Origin of the sequence: Carboxylicivirga marina (assembly GCF_016612505.1) — a bacterium.
In the GTDB taxonomy this organism is placed as follows: Bacteria; Bacteroidota; Bacteroidia; order Bacteroidales; family Marinilabiliaceae; genus Carboxylicivirga; species Carboxylicivirga marina.
In genome coordinates, this window is record NZ_JAENRR010000005.1 from 137,604 (window position 1) to 157,121 (window position 19,518).

At 37.5% G+C, this 19,518-nt stretch carries 10 protein-coding genes; 7 read left to right on the plus strand and 3 right to left on the minus strand.

From position 1 onward, the window contains the following. Positions 1-31: 31 nt before the first annotated feature. Together JIV24_RS03530 and JIV24_RS03535 are read left to right on the plus strand one after the other, a co-directional pair. Positions 32-934, plus strand: a complete 903-nt coding sequence (locus JIV24_RS03530) for a lysophospholipid acyltransferase family protein (RefSeq protein ID WP_289047891.1) — start codon at positions 32-34, stop codon at positions 932-934. An 8-nt stretch (positions 935-942) separates the two neighbouring features. Continuing rightward, positions 943-2,715: an AMP-dependent synthetase/ligase gene (locus JIV24_RS03535; protein ID WP_200463622.1), complete on the plus strand. Its 1,773-nt coding sequence runs from the start codon at positions 943-945 to the stop codon at positions 2,713-2,715. 104 nt (positions 2,716-2,819) lie between these two features. On the opposite strand, the gene JIV24_RS03540 is transcribed toward JIV24_RS03535, so the two are convergent. Further along, positions 2,820-6,548: a DEAD/DEAH box helicase gene (locus tag JIV24_RS03540; protein ID WP_200463623.1), complete on the minus strand. Its 3,729-nt coding sequence runs from the start codon at positions 6,546-6,548 to the stop codon at positions 2,820-2,822. Between the two features lie 525 nt (positions 6,549-7,073). After that, complete coding sequence (gene purL / locus JIV24_RS03545) at positions 7,074-10,763, minus strand: phosphoribosylformylglycinamidine synthase (RefSeq protein WP_200463624.1); 3,690 nt, start codon at positions 10,761-10,763, stop codon at positions 7,074-7,076. Between the two features lie 341 nt (positions 10,764-11,104). Between purL and JIV24_RS03550 the strand changes: the two genes are divergently transcribed. Beyond that, complete coding sequence (locus JIV24_RS03550; RefSeq protein ID WP_200463625.1) at positions 11,105-12,163, plus strand: aldose epimerase family protein; 1,059 nt, start codon at positions 11,105-11,107, stop codon at positions 12,161-12,163. Positions 12,164-12,218: 55 nt separating this feature from the next. Here the strand turns inward: JIV24_RS03550 and JIV24_RS03555 are convergent, their stop codons facing one another. Further along, complete coding sequence (locus JIV24_RS03555; protein ID WP_200463626.1) at positions 12,219-13,562, minus strand: tetratricopeptide repeat protein; 1,344 nt, start codon at positions 13,560-13,562, stop codon at positions 12,219-12,221. Between the two features lie 197 nt (positions 13,563-13,759). On the opposite strand from JIV24_RS03555, the gene JIV24_RS03560 reads away from it, so the two are divergent. From JIV24_RS03560 to uvrB, 4 genes are all read left to right on the plus strand, one after another. After that, positions 13,760-15,676: an AMP-dependent synthetase/ligase gene (locus JIV24_RS03560; RefSeq protein WP_200463627.1), complete on the plus strand. Its 1,917-nt coding sequence runs from the start codon at positions 13,760-13,762 to the stop codon at positions 15,674-15,676. Then, on the plus strand, positions 15,669-16,433 hold the full coding sequence (locus JIV24_RS03565) for a copper homeostasis protein CutC (protein WP_200463628.1): 765 nt from the start codon (positions 15,669-15,671) through the stop codon (positions 16,431-16,433). The genes JIV24_RS03560 and JIV24_RS03565 overlap by 8 nt, the downstream gene beginning before the upstream one ends. Before the next feature lie 140 nt (positions 16,434-16,573). Beyond that, the gene (locus JIV24_RS03570) at positions 16,574-17,419 is read left to right on the plus strand and encodes a hypothetical protein (protein WP_200463629.1); all 846 of its coding nucleotides are present in this window, start codon (positions 16,574-16,576) and stop codon (positions 17,417-17,419) included. A 77-nt stretch (positions 17,420-17,496) separates the two neighbouring features. Continuing rightward, positions 17,497-19,506: an excinuclease ABC subunit UvrB gene (gene uvrB, locus JIV24_RS03575; RefSeq protein ID WP_200463630.1), complete on the plus strand. Its 2,010-nt coding sequence runs from the start codon at positions 17,497-17,499 to the stop codon at positions 19,504-19,506. Positions 19,507-19,518: the final 12 nt, after the last annotated feature.

Here is a 19,518-nt window from a genome sequence, read left to right on the forward strand (position 1 = left end):
TTTCGGCACAGTGGAACAGTAAAGCTATTAAATTAAAAGGAAACACTATCGCTTAATGAATTTATTGACAACAGGCATCTTCTTATCATTTGTCGCCATGGTAAGTATCATGCCATTTCGAGTCCTTTATTGGTTTTCGAACATAGCAGCTATTGTTATGCGCAAAGCCGTGCGATATAGGCACCAGGTTATATACAGTAATCTAGAACAATCCTTTCCGGATAAGTCAAAAAAAGAAATTGATCTAATTGCCAAAGGTTTTTATCAAAACCTCACCGACAACCTACTGGAAAGCTTTAAGTCGTTTACGATGACGAAGTCATCCATTATTAAGCGACATAAAATCATTAACCCCGAACTGTTAGAATCTCTGTTGAAAGAACACAACGGTATTATTGGCGTTACAGCTCATTATGCCAATTGGGAATGGGGTAGCCAGTCGGGCAGCACACAATGTTCTAACCATTTTATGGCTTTATATAAACCCCTTAAAAATAAATACATCAACAAAATCCTGTTGAATAGTCGTGCCAAATGTGGTACTGAATTAGTACCTATTAATGAAACATCAGAAATGTTCGAAAGAACCAAAAATAAAAAACGGGTGTATCTATTGGCAGCTGACCAAAGCCCTTCTAAAGGACGACAGCTTGACAATGCCTACTGGCTCAACTTTCTTAAGCAAAAGACAGCCTTTTTATACGGCCCTGAAAAATATGCCAAACGCTATAATTACCCTATTGTATACATTGATATACAACGGGTAAAAAGAGGCTATTATGAAGTTAAGTTGAGCACCTTAGTAGAGAAACCGCTCGAATTAACTGAAGGTACCATAACTGAATTATACAAAAACAAAGTAGAAGATGTTATATTGACTAATCCGAGTGATTGGTTATGGTCGCACAAACGCTGGAAACATTCGCCAAAATAAAGAAATACATGAAAGAGAAACACATAGCCCAAATACTCCGTAACAGAGCTGAAAAATACAACACCCGCGAAGTGTTCAGATTTAAGAAAGGCAACGATTACGCTTCAATAAGTTGGAGTGAGTTCCTTCAACAATCAGAACAAATTGCAAGTTTCTTGCTTCAAAATAATGTAAATACTGGCAGTAATGTAGGTATCTACAGTCAAAACCGTCCGCAGTGGACTATTAGTGATTTGGCGATTTTATCCTGTCGTGCTGTGGTTGTACCAATTTACCCAACTGCAACTTATCAGCAATTAAAATACATTGTTGATGAAACAGAAATGGAGGTTTTGTTAGTTGGTGATAACGAGCAGATTGACAATGGTATAAAAGCTCTCAATGAATCGGAACACCTCAAATGCATTATTACATTTGATTGCCAGGCGCATGAGGATGAACGCATCTTCTCTTTTGAGGAGTTAACAAAGCAAAATTATCCTGACTGTGATAGTAAATTAAAGAAACAACTCTCAGAGGCCACTGAGGAAGATTTAGCAACCATAATTTATACTTCTGGCACGACGGGGGAACCCAAGGGAAGCATGCTTCAACATAAACAGTTCATGTACTCTTTTCAAATACACGATAAGCGTTTAAAGTTAGGAGAAGATGATGTATCCATGTGTTTTCTTCCGTTAAGCCATGTTTTTGAACGCACCTGGACGTATTATTTGCTACACAGCGGAAGTACCAACGTATACAATTTAAATCCTAAGGCCATTATTGAAGAATTACCCAAGGTAAAACCAACGGTAATGTGTGTGGTTCCGCGCTTCTTTGAGAAAACATATGATGCTATTCAGTTAACAGCCGACAAATGGCCTAAAGCTCAAAAAGCAGTTTTTAACTGGGCTGTAAAAATTGGTCAGCAATACATCGAATACGAAAAAGACAGCAAAAAAGCACCTGCCCTTCTATCTTTAAAAAGAAACATTGCCAATGCTTTAGTATATAAAAAAGTAAGACAAGTGTTTGGAGGTAATATTCGATATATGCCATGTGCCGGTTCGGCATTAAACAAATTTCTGCTTCGCTTTTTTCACAGCATCGGATTGTACATTTGTTATGGCTATGGCGCTACTGAAACAACAGCAACAGTTTCTTGCATGCCGCACCAGAATTACGATTTCGATTACACAGGCGATATCATGCCCGATATTGAAGTTAAAATCAATGAGGAAAACATGATTCTGGTTAAAGGAGGCACCGTTTTTACTGGTTATTATAAAAAGCCAGAAGAAACAAAAGAGGTATTGAAAGATGGTTGGTATTATACGGGTGATCAGGGCTCAATTCCAAATCCTGGAAAACTGCACATGACAGAGCGTATTAAAGATATTATTAAAACATCAACCGGTAAATACATCTCTCCTCAGAAAGTGGAATTGGAACTTTCAAAAAGCTCACTGATAGAGCAGATATGTATTATTGGTGATAACCGAAAGTACCTTACAGCATTAGTTGTACCTGCATTTCCTGCAATTAAACAACTAGCCAATTCAGAAAATTTGAACGCTAAAGAAATGGCTATCCTACTGAAAGAACCCATCATTTACAAACGGATAGAAAAAGAAATTGAAAAGTTCCAGAGAAGCCTTCCTAAGCACGAAAAGGTGATTAAGTTTCAATTATTACATGAGCCATTCAGTATTGATAACACAATGCTTACCAACTCATTAAAAGTAAGACGAAAGCAAGTCAATCAATTATACAAAGAAGCCATTGAGGCCATGTATTAAAATATAAAGTCCGGCATCTTAATCAGATACAGGACTTATTTTTTTAACCATATTTTCATTAACTATTAAACGTGCTTAACAGTCTAATACTAATCTAACCTAATCTAACCTAATAAATCCTTAATATCATCAACCGTTAAGTTTTTCATAATACTTTCATCGGTTTGCACAATATCGCCAGCTACCTTCTTTTTACGTTCTTGTAGTTTAAGTATTTTCTCTTCAACGGTATCGCGGCAAATCATTCGATAGGCGAATACGTTTTTGTCTTGTCCAATTCGGTAACAACGGTCAATCGCTTGATTTTCCACTGCCGGATTCCACCATGGATCAACGATATAAACATAATCAGCAGCGGTAAGATTAAGCCCGGTTCCACCTGCTTTTAAGCTGATTAAAAACACCCTTAACTCATCGTTGGTCTGGAAATTATTTACCGACTGCTCACGCTGCTTTGTAGTACTCTTGCCATCCAAATATTCAAACTCAATATTACGACGCGTTAATTCATCTTTTATGAGTCCAAGCATCTTCACAAACTGTGAGAAAATCAGTATTTTATGATTGGCCGTTTTATCGGTAATGTGCTGAACGATTTCCTTAATCTTCACCGATTCTGTTTCATCAAAGCTACTGTTACTTATCAGCTGAGGTGAATCACAAATCTGACGCAAGCGTGTTAATGCTTCCAACACCATCATTTTTGACTTACCGATTCCATCTTCTTCTACTTTACCAATCAATTGGTCGCGGAATTGATTTCGATAAGCATCATACACTTTACGCTGCGCTGTATCCATCTCACAGAAAATCACATCTTCTGTTTTTGGAGGTAGTTCTTTGGCAACCTTCTCTTTTGTCCGACGCAATACAAATGGATTAATTAAGCGCTGTAACTCCCCTCCTATTAATTCGTCGCCATCTTTATCAATGGCATTTGAAAAGCTATCTTTAAAATTACTAACACCACCCAAAAATCCACGATTAACAAAGCTCATTTGCGCATACAAATCAAAGGTACTATTCTCGATAGGTGTACCCGAGAGTGCTAATCGGCTTTTAGCCTGCAATAAGCTAGCTGCTTTAAAACGACGCGATGCAGGGTTTTTAATGGCCTGCGATTCATCCAGCACAATGTAGTTAAACTGATAATCTTTCAACATCTCAATATCGCGAAGCAAAATACCATATGTGGTAAAAACGACATCATAATCATCAAAAGTATCAGCCTTATCAACACGCTGAACACCATAATGATAATAAGCGTTAAGTGTTGGTGCAAACTTACGAATCTCATTCTCCCAGTTAAAAAGCAGTGTAGTAGGTACGATAATCAGATTCGTACGCTTATCCTGTTCCAACACATGTTGCAAAAAGGTTAATACTTGTAATGTTTTACCTAATCCCATATCATCAGCCAAAATACCGCCCCATCCCATTTCATGCAGGAAGTTTAACCAGTTTAATCCTTCTTTCTGGTAATGACGCAGATCGGCTGTAATTGCATCAGGCACGGCTGTTTCCTCAATCTGAGTGAAAGCTGCCAGCTTACGACGTTTTTCAGCCAACTCTTCTAAAACAACAGCATCATCAATATGATCGAATAGCTCATCAACAATTGAAAAGCGTAATTTTGAGACTAATAGTTTATCACCGTCCAGTTCTCCGTGTCGGAAATATTTCTCGAAACGATGAAACCATTCGGCAGGTAGAACGCCCACTGAACCATCGGATAACTGAATATAGCGCTGCTTTTTCAATACCGCTTTACGAATGTCGCTTAGCTTAACCACATTATCGCCAAAGCTGACATTAATGGTAATATCAAACCAATCTTGTCCGGAACTGATTGCTGTTGAAATTTTACCTTTATGTGGCGAGTATTTGAAGCTTTTAAGTTCATTCAAGCCATATACTTCCACATTATTAAGTTGCAATGCATCAAAGAACTTATAAAACCACATATCGTGATTAAACTCGTTATAATGTAAATGAAATACCTTACTACTTTTCTGTGCTTCAAACTTAGGATGCAAGGTCGAAAGCTGCTCTGCAAAATCTTCCTCTAACTCAAAATTACGTTTGTACTGAATAATCTTATCATCCTCTTCAATCAACACGTTGCCATTGGTAGTTAACTTAACCGAAACACCATGATGATACTCTACCTGAGGAGTAATTAAAAGATGCTGATCGCGCTCTGAAAGAAACACCTGCTTCTTTCTGAAGTCCAATTCAGCTGTTTCCAAAGGATATATGCCTTTCTCAAAATCCATATCAAAGCTATGAGCCAAAGGTTTAATTACCTCATTAAAGAAATATTCTTTATGCGACTTGACCATTTTAATAGGCTCATTATGCTCAACTATCAGTTTTGCCACACGATAATCTTTTGTGACATAATAAACCCCATCAACCACATAGATAAATTGCCCCGATTGCTCAATATCAATATTCTCAACAGAAATAACCTTCTCTCCTATTTTCAATTTCGGATTCAGGTATATGAAATTTTCATCCTCTTTCACCTCGTAAAATCCATCAATAGCTTCAGCTGCTATCACAATCGGTTCCAGGTCTGTTTTTCGTAGTTTATAGTTATTAGAATTATTGACATACACATGTTTTTCCTCAGCTAACAACTCCATTATTCGTTTATGTATAATAAACAAATCGGACGGTTTTACCTGCGCATTGCATTCATCTATCAGTTCTAACAGCTCCTTTTGGTGTTCGCTGATATTTAATAAATAATCATCGTGAACACCATCGTATTCGGCAATATGCGAACTTAAAGCTTCCCTTGTTTTATTGGGTTTACCAATAATAGGCGTCAACTCAATCACATAATTATCACTAAAATATGTTTTTGTGGTGCTTAACTCTAATATAAAGCCTAATTCGCGCTCCTGCTTCAATACCTGTTCATTCGCTTCCAAATGAAACGTTTCCACATCAATTTCATGAAGTATTTGCTCCACCAAATCTTGTTCTGTTTTTTCGACAGGCATCAGCCCCTTTGCAAATTCGGTTTGCAAAGCCACTAAACCAGCTTTCTCATCAAAGCCAATGGTAAAATAAGTATTAAAGTCCCCAACTTCTATTCCATGTCTGGTTAAGGTTTCGGCTTTTAAGCCTTCCAGACTATTTTTAAAGACTCGCTTTAATAAGTCAGGACTAGCTGAGCGAGCAATTTTTAATAAGCAAATAACCTCGGGTTCAGTCAATGACTGCAGGTTGGTTTTCTCTTCAGGCGTGATATAAACCTTATCATCAACATGGATAAACACCAAACGCACATGCTTCTTAAAGTTTTGGTCGAGTTGTACGATGAGTTTATTATCCTGTATTTGCAACTCGGAGATATAACTAACCTGATAGCTATAAGAAACCGCACTCAATATCGAGTAGGTTGTATTTTCTTTGACGAACGATTCTGTAATATTCTCGAATGACGGCAACTCAAACCCAAGTACAGAACGCCCAGAAACAGCGCGCTGACTCGTTTGTTCATTACGTTTTTCGAAGCCCATCTGGATATTACCGTCTATCTCGGCAATAAATAGCAACGCGGCTATGGTATGTGTGCAAAAACGTCCACCAATAAATGAACAGTTACACATCGTCTCCATTTGACGTTGATTCAGGTTTCGTATCTGCACTTTGTGCATTTTCGTGTCCTTCACCGAAAATATCCAGTTGTCTAATGCCTTTTGATACAGTTGAAGCGATACCTTCCCCTCTTTGTACAAATTTGTGCCTGTACTACTTATATCATGTGATGCATAAAAATCAATTTCTCCGCTTATAAAGTCTCTTACGCTTTCCGCCATATCCTGCTCTCAATTTGAAAAGTGCTAATTCGCAAAAATACAAACAGAATGGCAAAAGTGAGCAATATAAATTATGGTATTTTGAAGTTTATTTTCATAAGACTGGCTTTCAGGAAGAAAGAAATCCCTTGCAATACGAGTACATTAACCAGCCTAATGGTCGATAAGCCTCATTCATAAACAAATGCATTTGGATAACTGTATTCTCAGAAGTAAAAGTAAATGTATTTTACTCAATGTAATGCTGCAGCACTCAAAAGCAAAGTATTTTTGCTCATTTCAATGATGCAGGAAGCAAAAGCAAATATTTTTAACCCATTTCATCGGTGCAATGCGCAAAAGCAAATGTATTTTAGTCATTGCAACATTACATGGAGCTAAAAACAAACTATTTTGAGCTATTTCAACAGTGAGGGAAGTAATAAACAAATGCTTTTGGGATGTGAGAAATAAAAAACCTGTCAGGTTTAATATTCCTGACAGGTTTACTATCTTACTAAATGACTATTACCTAGTCACTTTTTCTTACTTCTTTGCTTCAATCCATTGGCGAGCATTAACAAATGCTTCAATCCAAGGAGATACCTGGTCTTCTTTTCTGTCAGCAGGATAATACCCCCACTGCCATGGGAAGATGGCACGCTCTAAGTGAGGCATCATCGCTAAATGACGACCATCATTTGAACAAATAGCTGCAGTATTATAATCACTACCATTTGGATTTGCCGGATAAGTCTCGTGCGAATACTTACCAACAATATTGTATTGTTCCTCGGCATATGGTAACTGATATTTACCTTCACCGTGAGCTACCCAAACACCTAACTTGCTACCAGATAACGAACTTAACATCACCGAATCGTTCTGAGCAATCTCCATATTCAGGAAGATTGATTCAAACTTGTGAGAATTATTATGAAGCATCTTTGGTTTTTCTTCGTGCTCTGGATAAACCAAGCCAAGCTCTACCATTAGCTGACATCCGTTACAAATACCTAAACTCAAGGTATCCGGACGAGCATAGAAATTATCTAAGGCTTTTTTAGCAGCAGGGTTGTACAAGAATGCACCTGCCCATCCTTTAGCAGAACCTAACACATCACTATTAGAAAAACCTCCAACAAACACAATCATATTCACATCTTCCAATGTTTCGCGTCCGTTAATAAGGTCAGTCATATGAACGTCTTTCACATCCATACCTGCCAGGAACATACTGTATGCCATTTCACGATCCCCATTCACTCCTTTTTCGCGAATGATTGCAGCTTTGATACCCGAACGCTCTTTGCGATCCAGTGCCAGGTTCCATTGGCCTAACTGACCAGTAAAAGCTGTAGGAAAGTTATAATCCAAAGCATGCTTGGCATAGTTATCAAAACGTTCTTTTGCCAGAGCTTCACCACTTTGCTTGCGGTCTAATAAATATGATGTTCTATACCAATCGTTACGATACTTATCAATATCGAGCGTTAAAGTGGCGCCATGGTTTTCAATGATCAACTCACGCTTTTCAACAGGCTGACCAAGCTCCATAAACTGAATACCGTTGGCATCAAGTACTGATGAAACAGCAGCCAGGTTCTTAACCTGAACAACAACACCCGGATTTTCACTAAACAACAATTTAATAAGGTCTTTCTCCTCGTAATTGTTTAAGTCAACTTTAGCACCAAATGAGGTGTTTGCAAAGTTCATTTCCAATAAGGCTGTTACCAAACCACCGGCTGACACATCATGGCCGGCTAATATTAAACCTTCATTAATTAAGTCTTGAATGGCATTAAAACCATTCTTGAAATAATCAACATCAGTTACAGTAGGCGCTTCTGCACCTAACTTGTTAACGACCTGCGCAAATGAACTACCACCCAACTTCATGCTATCGAATGATAAATCAATGTGTAGTATATGTGTATCTGTATCTTTAACCAATACAGGCTCCACAATATTTTTTATATCATTTACTTCTCCAGCTCCTGAGATAATAACTGTACCAGGACTGTATACTAAATCACCATCTTTATATTTCTGTGTCATCGATAGTGAATCTTTACCTGTTGGAATATTAATTCCCAATTCGCAGCTAAAGTCACTTACCGCCTCTACAGCACGATACAAACGGCTATCTTCACCTTTGTTTTTACATGGCCACATCCAGTTAGCACTTAGCGACACACCTTTTAAACCGTGTGTTAATGGTGCCCACACTAAGTTTGTTAATGCTTCAGCAATTGAAACAACTGCACCTGCAGCAGAATCAACCAAACCAATAGCCGGTGCATGCCCTATTGAAGTTGCAATACCTTTTTCACCTTTGTAATCAATGGCACAAGCCCCAAGGTTATTTAAAGGTAGCTGCAATTCACCAGCACATTGCTGCTTGGCCACCTTACCCGTTACTGAGCGGTCAACTTTGTTTGTTAACCAGTCTTTACAGGCAACAGCTTCTAGCTGTAACACATCACTGATGTATTTTTCAACCTCTGTGGATTCATATTCAACAGCCGAATATTTGTCATCAGCTGTTTCGTCATTCATAACTGTCTTTGGCGGATTACCAAACATATCGGCCAACTTCCAGTCAATTGGTGCATTGCCTTTATCGTCTTCAAACTTAAAGTGCATATCGCCTGTTGTTTCTCCCACTTCGTAGAAAGGAGCACGCTCACGGGCCGAAATATTTTTTAAGTTCTCAATATCTTTATCTTTAAGTACAAGCCCCATACGCTCTTGCGACTCGTTACCAGCAATTTCTTTTGATGATAAGGTTGGGTCACCTACAGGTAATTTATCAAGGTGAATGGTCCCTCCTGTTGTTTCTACCAACTCAGACAAACAGTTAAGGTGTCCACCTGCTCCGTGGTCGTGAATAGAAACAATTGGATTTTCATCTGACTCGGCCAAAGCACGAATAGCGTTCATTGCACGCTTTTGCATTTCAGGATTTGAACGCTGAACTGCATTTAATTCAATAGCGTTGTCAAACTCACCTGTTGCAACAGATGAAACAGCTCCACCGCCCATACCAATTCGATAATTATCTCCACCTAAGATAACGACTTTGTCTCCTTTATCCGGGTCAGCTTTTATAGCATGTTCTTTACGGCCAAATCCAATACCACCAGCCAACATGATAACTTTATCAAAAGCAAATTTCTTCTGATTTTCGAAATGCTCGAAAGTAAGAACTGAACCACAAATCATTGGTTGTCCAAACTTATTACCAAAATCAGAAGCACCATTAGATGCCTTTATTAAAATCTCTTCTGGTGTTTGATATAACCAAGGGCGTTCTTCTACATTCTCTTCCCAGCTTCGCCCTTCTTCACTTCGCGAATAAGAAGTCATGTAAACAGCTGTACCTGCCAATGGTAATGAACCTTGCCCACCAGCTAAACGATCACGAATCTCTCCACCACTTCCAGTGGCAGCGCCGTTAAATGGCTCAACGGTTGTTGGGAAGTTATGTGTTTCTGCTTTTAATGACAATACTGTGTCTATTTCTTTTGTTTCAAAGAAATCAGCTGTATCCTGACGACCTGGTGCAAATTGCATAGCCTTTGGTCCTTCAACAAATGCCACATTATCTTTATAGGCCGAAACAATGTAATTTGGATTCTCCTTAGATGTGCGCTTAATTAACTGAAATAAAGAGCTTTCTTTCTCTTCACCGTCGATTATAAAAATACCATTGAAGATTTTATGTCGACAGTGTTCTGAGTTGACTTGTGAAAATCCGAAAACCTCACTATCAGTTAACTTTCGACCTAAGCGCTCACTTAAGTCATTCAAATAGTTAATTTCCTCTGAGCTCAAAGCTAATCCTTCCTGCACATTATAGGCAGCAATATCTTCAATGTGAACAATTGGTTCAGGCTCTTTATCAATTGTAAAAATACCATCACACAAGCCCGTATACATGGCTTGTAACATTGGATCGAATTCAGCCTTATCAGAATCAACCTCGAAGAATTCTTCAACACGGATAATACCATCAACACCCATATTTTGAGTGATTTCAACGGCATTAGTACTCCATGGAGTAATCATCTCCTTGCGTGGACCAACAAAAAAGCCTTCTAAAGTTTTACTTTCAGAAAGCTTTGCCCCACTAAATAGCCATTCCAATTTACTGATGTTATCAGCTGAAAGTTCGGATTGCGTTCCTACCGCAATAATCTGCTTTGAGTTTCCCTTGAAAAACAGAACCATGAATGAATGTTTTGAATTTGTTTTTAATAAGCTGCAAATTTAATAATAGTTCAGTAGTTTTCATGTAGAAGCAAGTGGATAATTAATTAACTTTTAAACATTTTGTTGATAAAAAACAAAGAGGCTATTCAAATGAATAACCTCTTCTCTCTAAAACCAAAAAACTACCTGCGCTTATTTAAGTATCCTTTCGGATAAAGTAGTCAACTATAAGGAAGGCTATTTTATTGCCTTCGAGATATAAAACTACTACTTTTTTACCTGCCAACAATATAAATAGTAATAAAATGTTAAAATTACTTTTTTTCTTATTTTTGTAGATATAATCCACAATCATCGCTATGATCATTAACGAAAAAAGACAGTTCATTCCTTCTCTTAACCAAGAGGTTAAGACGGTTACACTTCAAAACAGAAAACATACTCAAGTCACTATTACTAATTATGGCGGCATCATTATGAGTATTAAAACATCTGATCGTAGAGGAAACTTTGCCGAAATCGCTTTAGGGTTTGATGACGTAGAATCATACCTAGATGAGGGGTACCAGAACAATTGCCCATACTTTGGTGCTGCAATTGGTCGTTATGCCAACCGAATTAAAAACGGTCAGTTTACTTTAGATGGCAAAGATTACAACCTTGAGTCAAACAATGGTCCTAACTCACTTCATGGTGGGCCAGGCGGATTTCATCAGAAAGTTTGGAAGATGGAAACGTTTAAGGAGCCCAAAAGAACAGGTGTTATTTTAACATTAACATCAGATGATATGGAAGAAGGATTCCCTGGAAAGGTGGGTGTAAAAATGACGTATACACTTACTTTCGACAATGAATTAGTAATTGATTACGAAGCCACAACTGATAAAACCACAGTGATTAACCTTACCAATCACTCATATTTTAATTTGTCGAGCATGCAAAGCAATGTATTAAATCATTTAATGGTATTGTATGCTGATAAATTCACCCCCAAAGATAAAAATGACATCCCAACAGGCGAAATCGTTCCGGTAAATGATTCACCAATGGACTTTTTACTCCCAAAAACTATCGGTGAACGAATTGCCGATGTTGATGGACGAGGGTATGATCATAATTTCATTATCAATGGCCATGATGATGATTTAAACATTGGCGCCAGATTAGTTGATAAGAACACTGGTCGTTCTTTAGAGTTTTACACAACTGAGCCTGGATTTCAAGTATATTCAGGCAACTATTTAGACGGCAGTCTTCAACGGGATGACATTACATTCACTGAGAACTACGGCATCTGTTTTGAGGCTCAAAAATTCCCAGACTCCCCTAATCAAGATCACTTCCCTAGTGCAATTTTAAAACCAGGGGAAAAATATAGACAAACAACTTTATACAAATTTGGTATAACCGACAAGTAAAAAGAAAGAGGCTTGTTCGTTACGAACAAGCCTCTTTCTTTTTAATCACCAGCCTCTAGCGATATCTTACAGTTGTTTTTTCATTAATCCATGAACCAATGGTATACATATCACCTTCTTGAATTCCATGGAAAAACCCTGTTTCTTTATCAGGCAAATATTTTGAGTATAATACTATTTGCTTCTCAGCTTCTTTCGTACACTCCGGATCAATCGACTTAGCCTTTTGAAATCTATCTAAAGCTACCCAATACACAGCCTGATGTTCAAAATCACTATCTCCATATTTAGTACTTTCCTGTGCATATATGTTACCGATTAAGATATGTGGTTTACCCCAGTTACTCTTCTTTTGCAATGCATTTTGTGCATATTTTCTTGCTTCCGGACTGTTTTTATAATGCGAAAATGTAACAACAGCCAATTCATAAAAACATTTAGCCTGTAATTCTTCATTCTCAGCCTGACTAATCGTTTTCAAATAATACTCTTTGGCTTTATCAAACTCATTTTGCTTAATAAAATACTTGGCTAAAAGATACGATGCCTCAGCGTTCGGATTTAGTTTGTAATTCTGTTCTGCTGCTTTGGCATACAACTCACTATCTGTACAATCGAAAGCAACCAACAGCTGTAACAATCTACTTAGACCTTCAGAATCATTTTGAACAACTAGAAACTTATCAGACAATGCACTCTCAAGAGCTACACAATCTTCAATCCCAGTTTGCGTTACTACATCTACACAAGATGCACTTGCTTTGTTTAACATCGCTTTACGCTTGGAGTTTGTTTGTTTCGCTATATGAGCAGCAAGGGTCTCATCTACATTAAGATACACATTCAAAACATCTTGCGCTGATTTATCTCCATGTTTCATCAATGCATTCGTTGCTTGCAACCAATTCACAGCAACCATTGGCTCCATTTTTACGCCTTGAGCATTATAGGCGGCCTCAAAATATTTAGTTGCCACCTTAAGTGATTGAGCATCATTTCGTCGGTATGTGACCAAATCAAGTCCCTTACGCCCTAAAATCCATCCTTCAGGATACTTTGGATGCTCACCAAAATATTTAATTCGCTGATCATAAATCAACATCAGAGTATCAACTAAAGCTTGCTTTTGTGCATTATCAGACGCCTTTTTAATGTAATGTTTATAAATATCAACTCCATCCGCATATAAACGGATTGTAACATCAGGACATTGATCGAACATGATACGCCACGCTTCTATTGAATAATCATACATCTTCTTTTTCAATGCCTCTTTGTAAAGCGAATAGTTTTTTAAACATTCAACACTATCCATCTTTTGCATTTCCTGGGCATTTGTATACACTGAACTGGCTATTATCCCCAATAATAGCATAAAACTTACTGCATGTCTCTTCATGGCCATTAGGTTTAACTTAATTAATGTAAATTAATCAATTCAACTTCAATGCCACAATCCGTATAACACTGTAAACATTCACATTACATTAATTGACACCAGATAGTACTGTTCGCATTTACACACCACATGGGCGAAAACGAACACCCACTTCTCGTTTTTTTGCCTTATATTTCGTTATAGAAAACAACAACATTATGCAAAGCTTAATCGATTTTTTTGAGAATAGTGTCAAGAACTATCCCAACAATACATTGATTTGGGAAAAGAATAGTGACAAATTTGAATCATTCACATACAGTAGTATTCAAAAAGAAGTTCACCTATTTAGCAATGGGCTGTTAAATTGTGGCATAGGACAAGGCGAAAGAGTCGCACTTCTGTCAGAAGGACGACGTTTATGGCTAGTGAGTGAATTAGCTATATTGCATATTGGAGCTATCAATGTACCATTATCAACAAAACTTGAAGCGGATACCGATTTAATTTTTAGACTCAATCATTCAGGTGCAAAAACCATTATAGTATCAATCAATCAACTAGAAAAAATAAGAGCTGTAAAAGATCAGTTAACGGATGTGAAGAGAATTATCATTCTGGATGAGCTTAACGATCTAGGTTCAAACGAGATTAGCATTAACCAGTTTTATGAGGATGCTGAGGAATATAAAAACAATAATCCAAAACAGTTACAAAGTATTGTAGAATCAATCACTCCTGACACCCACGCAAATATTTGCTACACATCTGGAACAACGGCCGATCCTAAAGGAATTATCTTATCACACCGAAACTACACAGCTAACATTGAACAAGCCTTTAGCTATATAAACATACCACAGCATTACAAAACCCTTGTTGTACTACCCTGGGATCATGCATTCGCACACACAGCCTCCCTATACTCCTTTATGCACAAAGGAGCATCCATAGCCTCAGTTCAGATTGGCCTTAATCAACTTGAAACTTTGAAGAATTTTGTCACAAATATGCAAGAGATTAAGCCTGAAATTCTAATGAGCGTACCTGCATTGGCTAAAAACTTTAAGAAAAATATTGAAAAAGCAATTGAGGGAAAAGGCACATCAGCTGCTAATCTTTTCAAAACAGGGCTGAACTTCGCATACTGGTACAACGGTAATGGCCAGAATGCAGGGAAAGGCTTTAAGAAATTAAGCTACCCACTTTATTCACTTTTTAATAAAATTATTTTCAACAAGATAAAAGAACGTTTTGGAGGTAATCTAAAGTACTTTATTGGAGGTGGAGCCTTACTTGACATTGAACTCCAACGTTTCTTTTATGCGATAGGCATTCCTATGTACCAGGGCTACGGACTTAGCGAAGCTTCACCAATCATTTCGGCCAACACACCTAAATATCACAAATTAGGTTCTTCAGGTAAAGTAGTTAATCAACTTGAAATTAAGATTTGTGATGACGATGACAACAAACTACCCATAGGTGAAAAAGGAGAGATTGTGATAAAAGGCGAAAACGTAATGAAAGGTTATTGGCAAAACGATGAAGCAACCAAAGAAACCATAAAAAATGATTGGCTTTACACTGGCGATCTTGGTTATTTAGACGAAGAAAACTACTTGTATGTTTTAGGTCGTTTCAAGAGCCTTTTGATTGGCGCTGATGGCGAGAAATATAGCCCCGAAGGCATTGAAGAAACAGTAATTGACCATTGTAGTTTTATAGACCAGTTCGTCCTTCATAACAATCAAAACCCATTCACATCAGGACTTATCGTTGCCAACAAAGAGAAAATTAAGCAATGGATGAAAACGAATAACTATACTACAAACGACGACAAAACAATCGTCAAAGTCCTTGAGCTAATCCAAAATGAAATTGATGAACTAAAAGCACACAATAAAGAAAGTTTCAATTTTCCTACCAGATGGCTACCAAGTACATTAATAGTTTTGAGTGAAGCCTTTAGTGAAAAAAATAAACTACTCAACAGTACAATGAAAGTGGTTCGCCCAAAAGTTGAAGAGTATTTTAACAATGAGATAGATTATCTTTATACTCCACAAGCAAAAAGCTTTATTTCGGAAACTAATATCAATAACCTAAGATCGTATTTAGATAGCAATGAATAAGGAATTAAAGTTTGAAATCTGTATTGATTCCGTTCAATCGGCAATTAATGCACAAGCAGCAGGCGCACATCGTGTTGAGTTATGTGACAATCTTTTTGAAGGAGGCACAACACCAAGTGCAGGCATGATTAAACAGGTTAAAAACATAGCTACAGACATTAAAGTCTTTATCATCATAAGGCCACGTGGCGGCGACTTTGTCTATTCCAATGAAGAAATAGAAGTTATGCTTGCTGACATTGAAATCGCAAAACAACTTGGCGCCGACGGCTTCGTTTCGGGTTGTTTATTAAAATCGGGGGAGATTGATGTTAAAAACACAAAAAAATTAATAGCTGCATGTGGCGATTTACCATTTACTTTTCATCGCGCATTTGATATGTGCAAAGACCCATTTATTGCACTCAATAAACTCATTGACATAGGTGTTTCTCGAATTCTCACATCCGGAATGGAGCAAACGGCACTCTTAGGTGTACAAAATATTTCTAAACTTGTAGAAAAAGCGGCTAATAAAATAACAATTTTAGTAGGCTCAGGCATTAAACCTGATAACATTGCAAAAATTGGTAAAATCACAAAAGCAAGCGAATTTCATTTTTCTGCTCGTAAAACATTTGATTCACCAATGGAATATAAAAACGAAGCGATTAAAATGGGAGGCATTCCAGGACTACCTGAATTCAATCTATTTTACTCAGATTTCGACATTATTAAAGAAACAATTAAAGCGGCGCAGAATATTTACATCAAATAAATAGGTACTTTGGTTAAAAAAAAAGTGCATTCTGTAAAGTTTTTTCCATAAACACGCATCTTTATTACAACTTTGAAACATTTGATTTTCGTAATCGTAAAGTTTTTTACATTTTTACATCGTAATTAAAGCACATTCGAATGCCGTTATCATTTAGATATTTTATTGTATTTATTGTTTTGCTTGCAACCATCCTACCTGAATCTAATGCACAACGCAGAAGAAAACCACGTATTTGGGAGGGTTTTAGTGTCACCGGACGTGTTGGTGCTAACCATTTTTATGGTGATTTGGTTGACGATGGCAGAACAAATTTTTCACTAGGAGTAGTTGGCGAGAAAGAACTAACTCCATTTTTGTCAGGAAGAGCCTCGATTATGGGTGGAAAAATGAGTGGAACTCAACACGCGTACTCTTCTGGTGATGAAATAAATTACGTTGGTGACATATACGCCTATTTCGATAACACCTATGCTGAGTTTAATGTTGGAGCGTCATTTAAACCATTAAATATATTACTAGGATACTATAAACAACGTTCTTTCAACCCTTATGTAATCGGACAGGTTGGAATGATTTACTATAGTGCGTCAGAATATTTTGGTACTGGGTCTGGTAATGAAGACGGCCTTCACTGGAGAGACAAAAGTGGTATCACTGCATCCATTGCAGGAGGCCTTGGTTTATCATATTGGATAAACTCTCAATGGAGCGTAAACATAGAAGCTATTGGCACCTTCCCTACATCCGATGAACTTGATGCACACAGTGAGTGGACAGACGGAGCTGGCAATGTACATAAAACAGATGCCAATGACTTTTACTATACGACCAGTTTTGGCTTAACATTCTTAATCGATGACAGTCGCTGGAAAAATGAGCCTAAATACAATCGTAAAGCATACTTAAAAACACGCTCTCAATACAAGAGTTCATCGAAAAAGAATTTGAAGTCTATTAATAAGAAGCGTCGAAAAAAAAGATAGATAACTAAATTATTATACAGAAGAGTTGCAAAAGCAACTCTTTTTTTGTCTTTTATGTTTCTGAAAACAGACCTCTCATGGAACTCAAGATAATATCAGACTTTTCTCCAACAGGAGATCAACCACAAGCTATTGAACAATTAACTCAGGGTATCACTGAAAGCACGAAACATCAATCGCTACTGGGAGTGACCGGATCTGGCAAAACTTTTACAGTAGCAAATGTGATTGAGCAAGTTCAGAAACCAACCCTTATACTCTCGCACAATAAAACACTAGCTGCACAGCTATATGGTGAGTTTAAACAATTCTTCCCTAAAAATGCAGTTGAATACTTCGTTTCTTATTACGATTACTATCAACCTGAAGCATATTTGCCGGTTACAGACACATACATTGAAAAGGATTTATCGATTAATGATGAGATTGAAAAATTAAGACTTAGTGCCACATCTGCTCTATTATCAGGACGAAGAGATGTGATCGTAATTTCATCTGTCTCTTGCCTCTATGGCATAGGTAATCCTGAAGACTTCCATTCAGGTGTCATTACCCTAGAAAAAGAAATGAGCATTTCGAGAAATGTATTCCTTCGACAATTGGTTGACAGCCTATATTCCAGAAATGAAGTAATGTTTGAACGCGGCAACTTTCGAGTTAAAGGAGATACGGTAGAAATATTTCTAGCTTATGCCGATCACGCTTGCCGCATTATCTTTTGGGGAGATGAAATTGAAGACATAGAAATTTTCCATCCCGAAAATGGAAAGCGCATTGAATCAATGGATAAAATCACAATTTATCCGGCGAATATCTTCATCACGTCCAAAGAAAGAACACAGGAAGCCATTAAAGAAATACAGGATGATTTAACTCAACACCTGGCATTTCTACGAGGAAATGGTAAAACACAAGAAGCCAAGCGCCTTGATGAACGAGTTAATTACGATTTAGAAATGATTCGCGAACTTGGATATTGCCCAGGTATCGAAAACTATTCGCGATATTTTGATGGCCGACAAGAAGGCACACGACCATTCTGTTTACTTGATTATTTCCCTGACGATTACATGGTTGTTATTGATGAGAGCCATGTAACTATCCCGCAAATTAGAGCCATGTATGGTGGTGATAAATCAAGAAAACAAAATCTTGTAGAATATGGATTCAGATTACCTGCTGCCATGGACAACCGCCCTTTGCAGTTTGAAGAATTTGAAACACTAATTAACCAAATCATATACGTTAGTGCAACCCCGGCCGATTATGAATTGGAAAAATCTGAAGGCATTGTTGTTGAGCAGTTAATTCGACCAACCGGCTTGTTGGATCCTGAAATAGATGTCCGGCCCAGTCAAAACCAAATTGACGATCTAATTAATGAAATAAACGACCGTATCGAGAAGAAAGAGCGCATATTAGTAACAACCCTTACCAAGCGCATGGCTGAAGAATTAACAAAGTACCTGACCCGCCTTTCAATCAAATGCGAATACATTCATTCGGACGTAGATACGCTCGAACGTGTCAAAATAATGGAAAACCTACGTTTAGGTACATTCGATGTGCTTATTGGAGTTAATCTATTACGCGAAGGCTTAGACTTGCCAGAAGTATCTCTAGTGGCCATTTTAGATGCCGATAAAGAAGGCTTCTTACGCTCTGAACGCTCATTGACCCAAACAGCAGGCAGAGCCGCGCGTAACCTAAATGGCCGAGTTATTATGTATGCTGACAAAATTACCAAAAGTATGCAAGCTACCATTGACGCTACATTATACCGACGTGAGAAACAGCTAAAATACAATCAGGATAACAATATCGTACCAACACAAATAAACAAACAATTAACAAGCATTATTGAATCATCTACTAATTCAAAAGCCTACGTTGAGCCCGACACCAATAATATAGCTGCAGACCCGGTTGTGGAATACATGAGTAGCGATGCACTTAAGAAAACAATTGAGAAAACAAGAAAAGAGATGCAAAAAGCTGCCAAAGAACTGGATTTTATTACAGCAGCACAGTATCGTGACGAGATTAAAAGGCTTGAAGAATTAATGCATAAAAAAACCTCGAAGTAAATTACTTCGAGG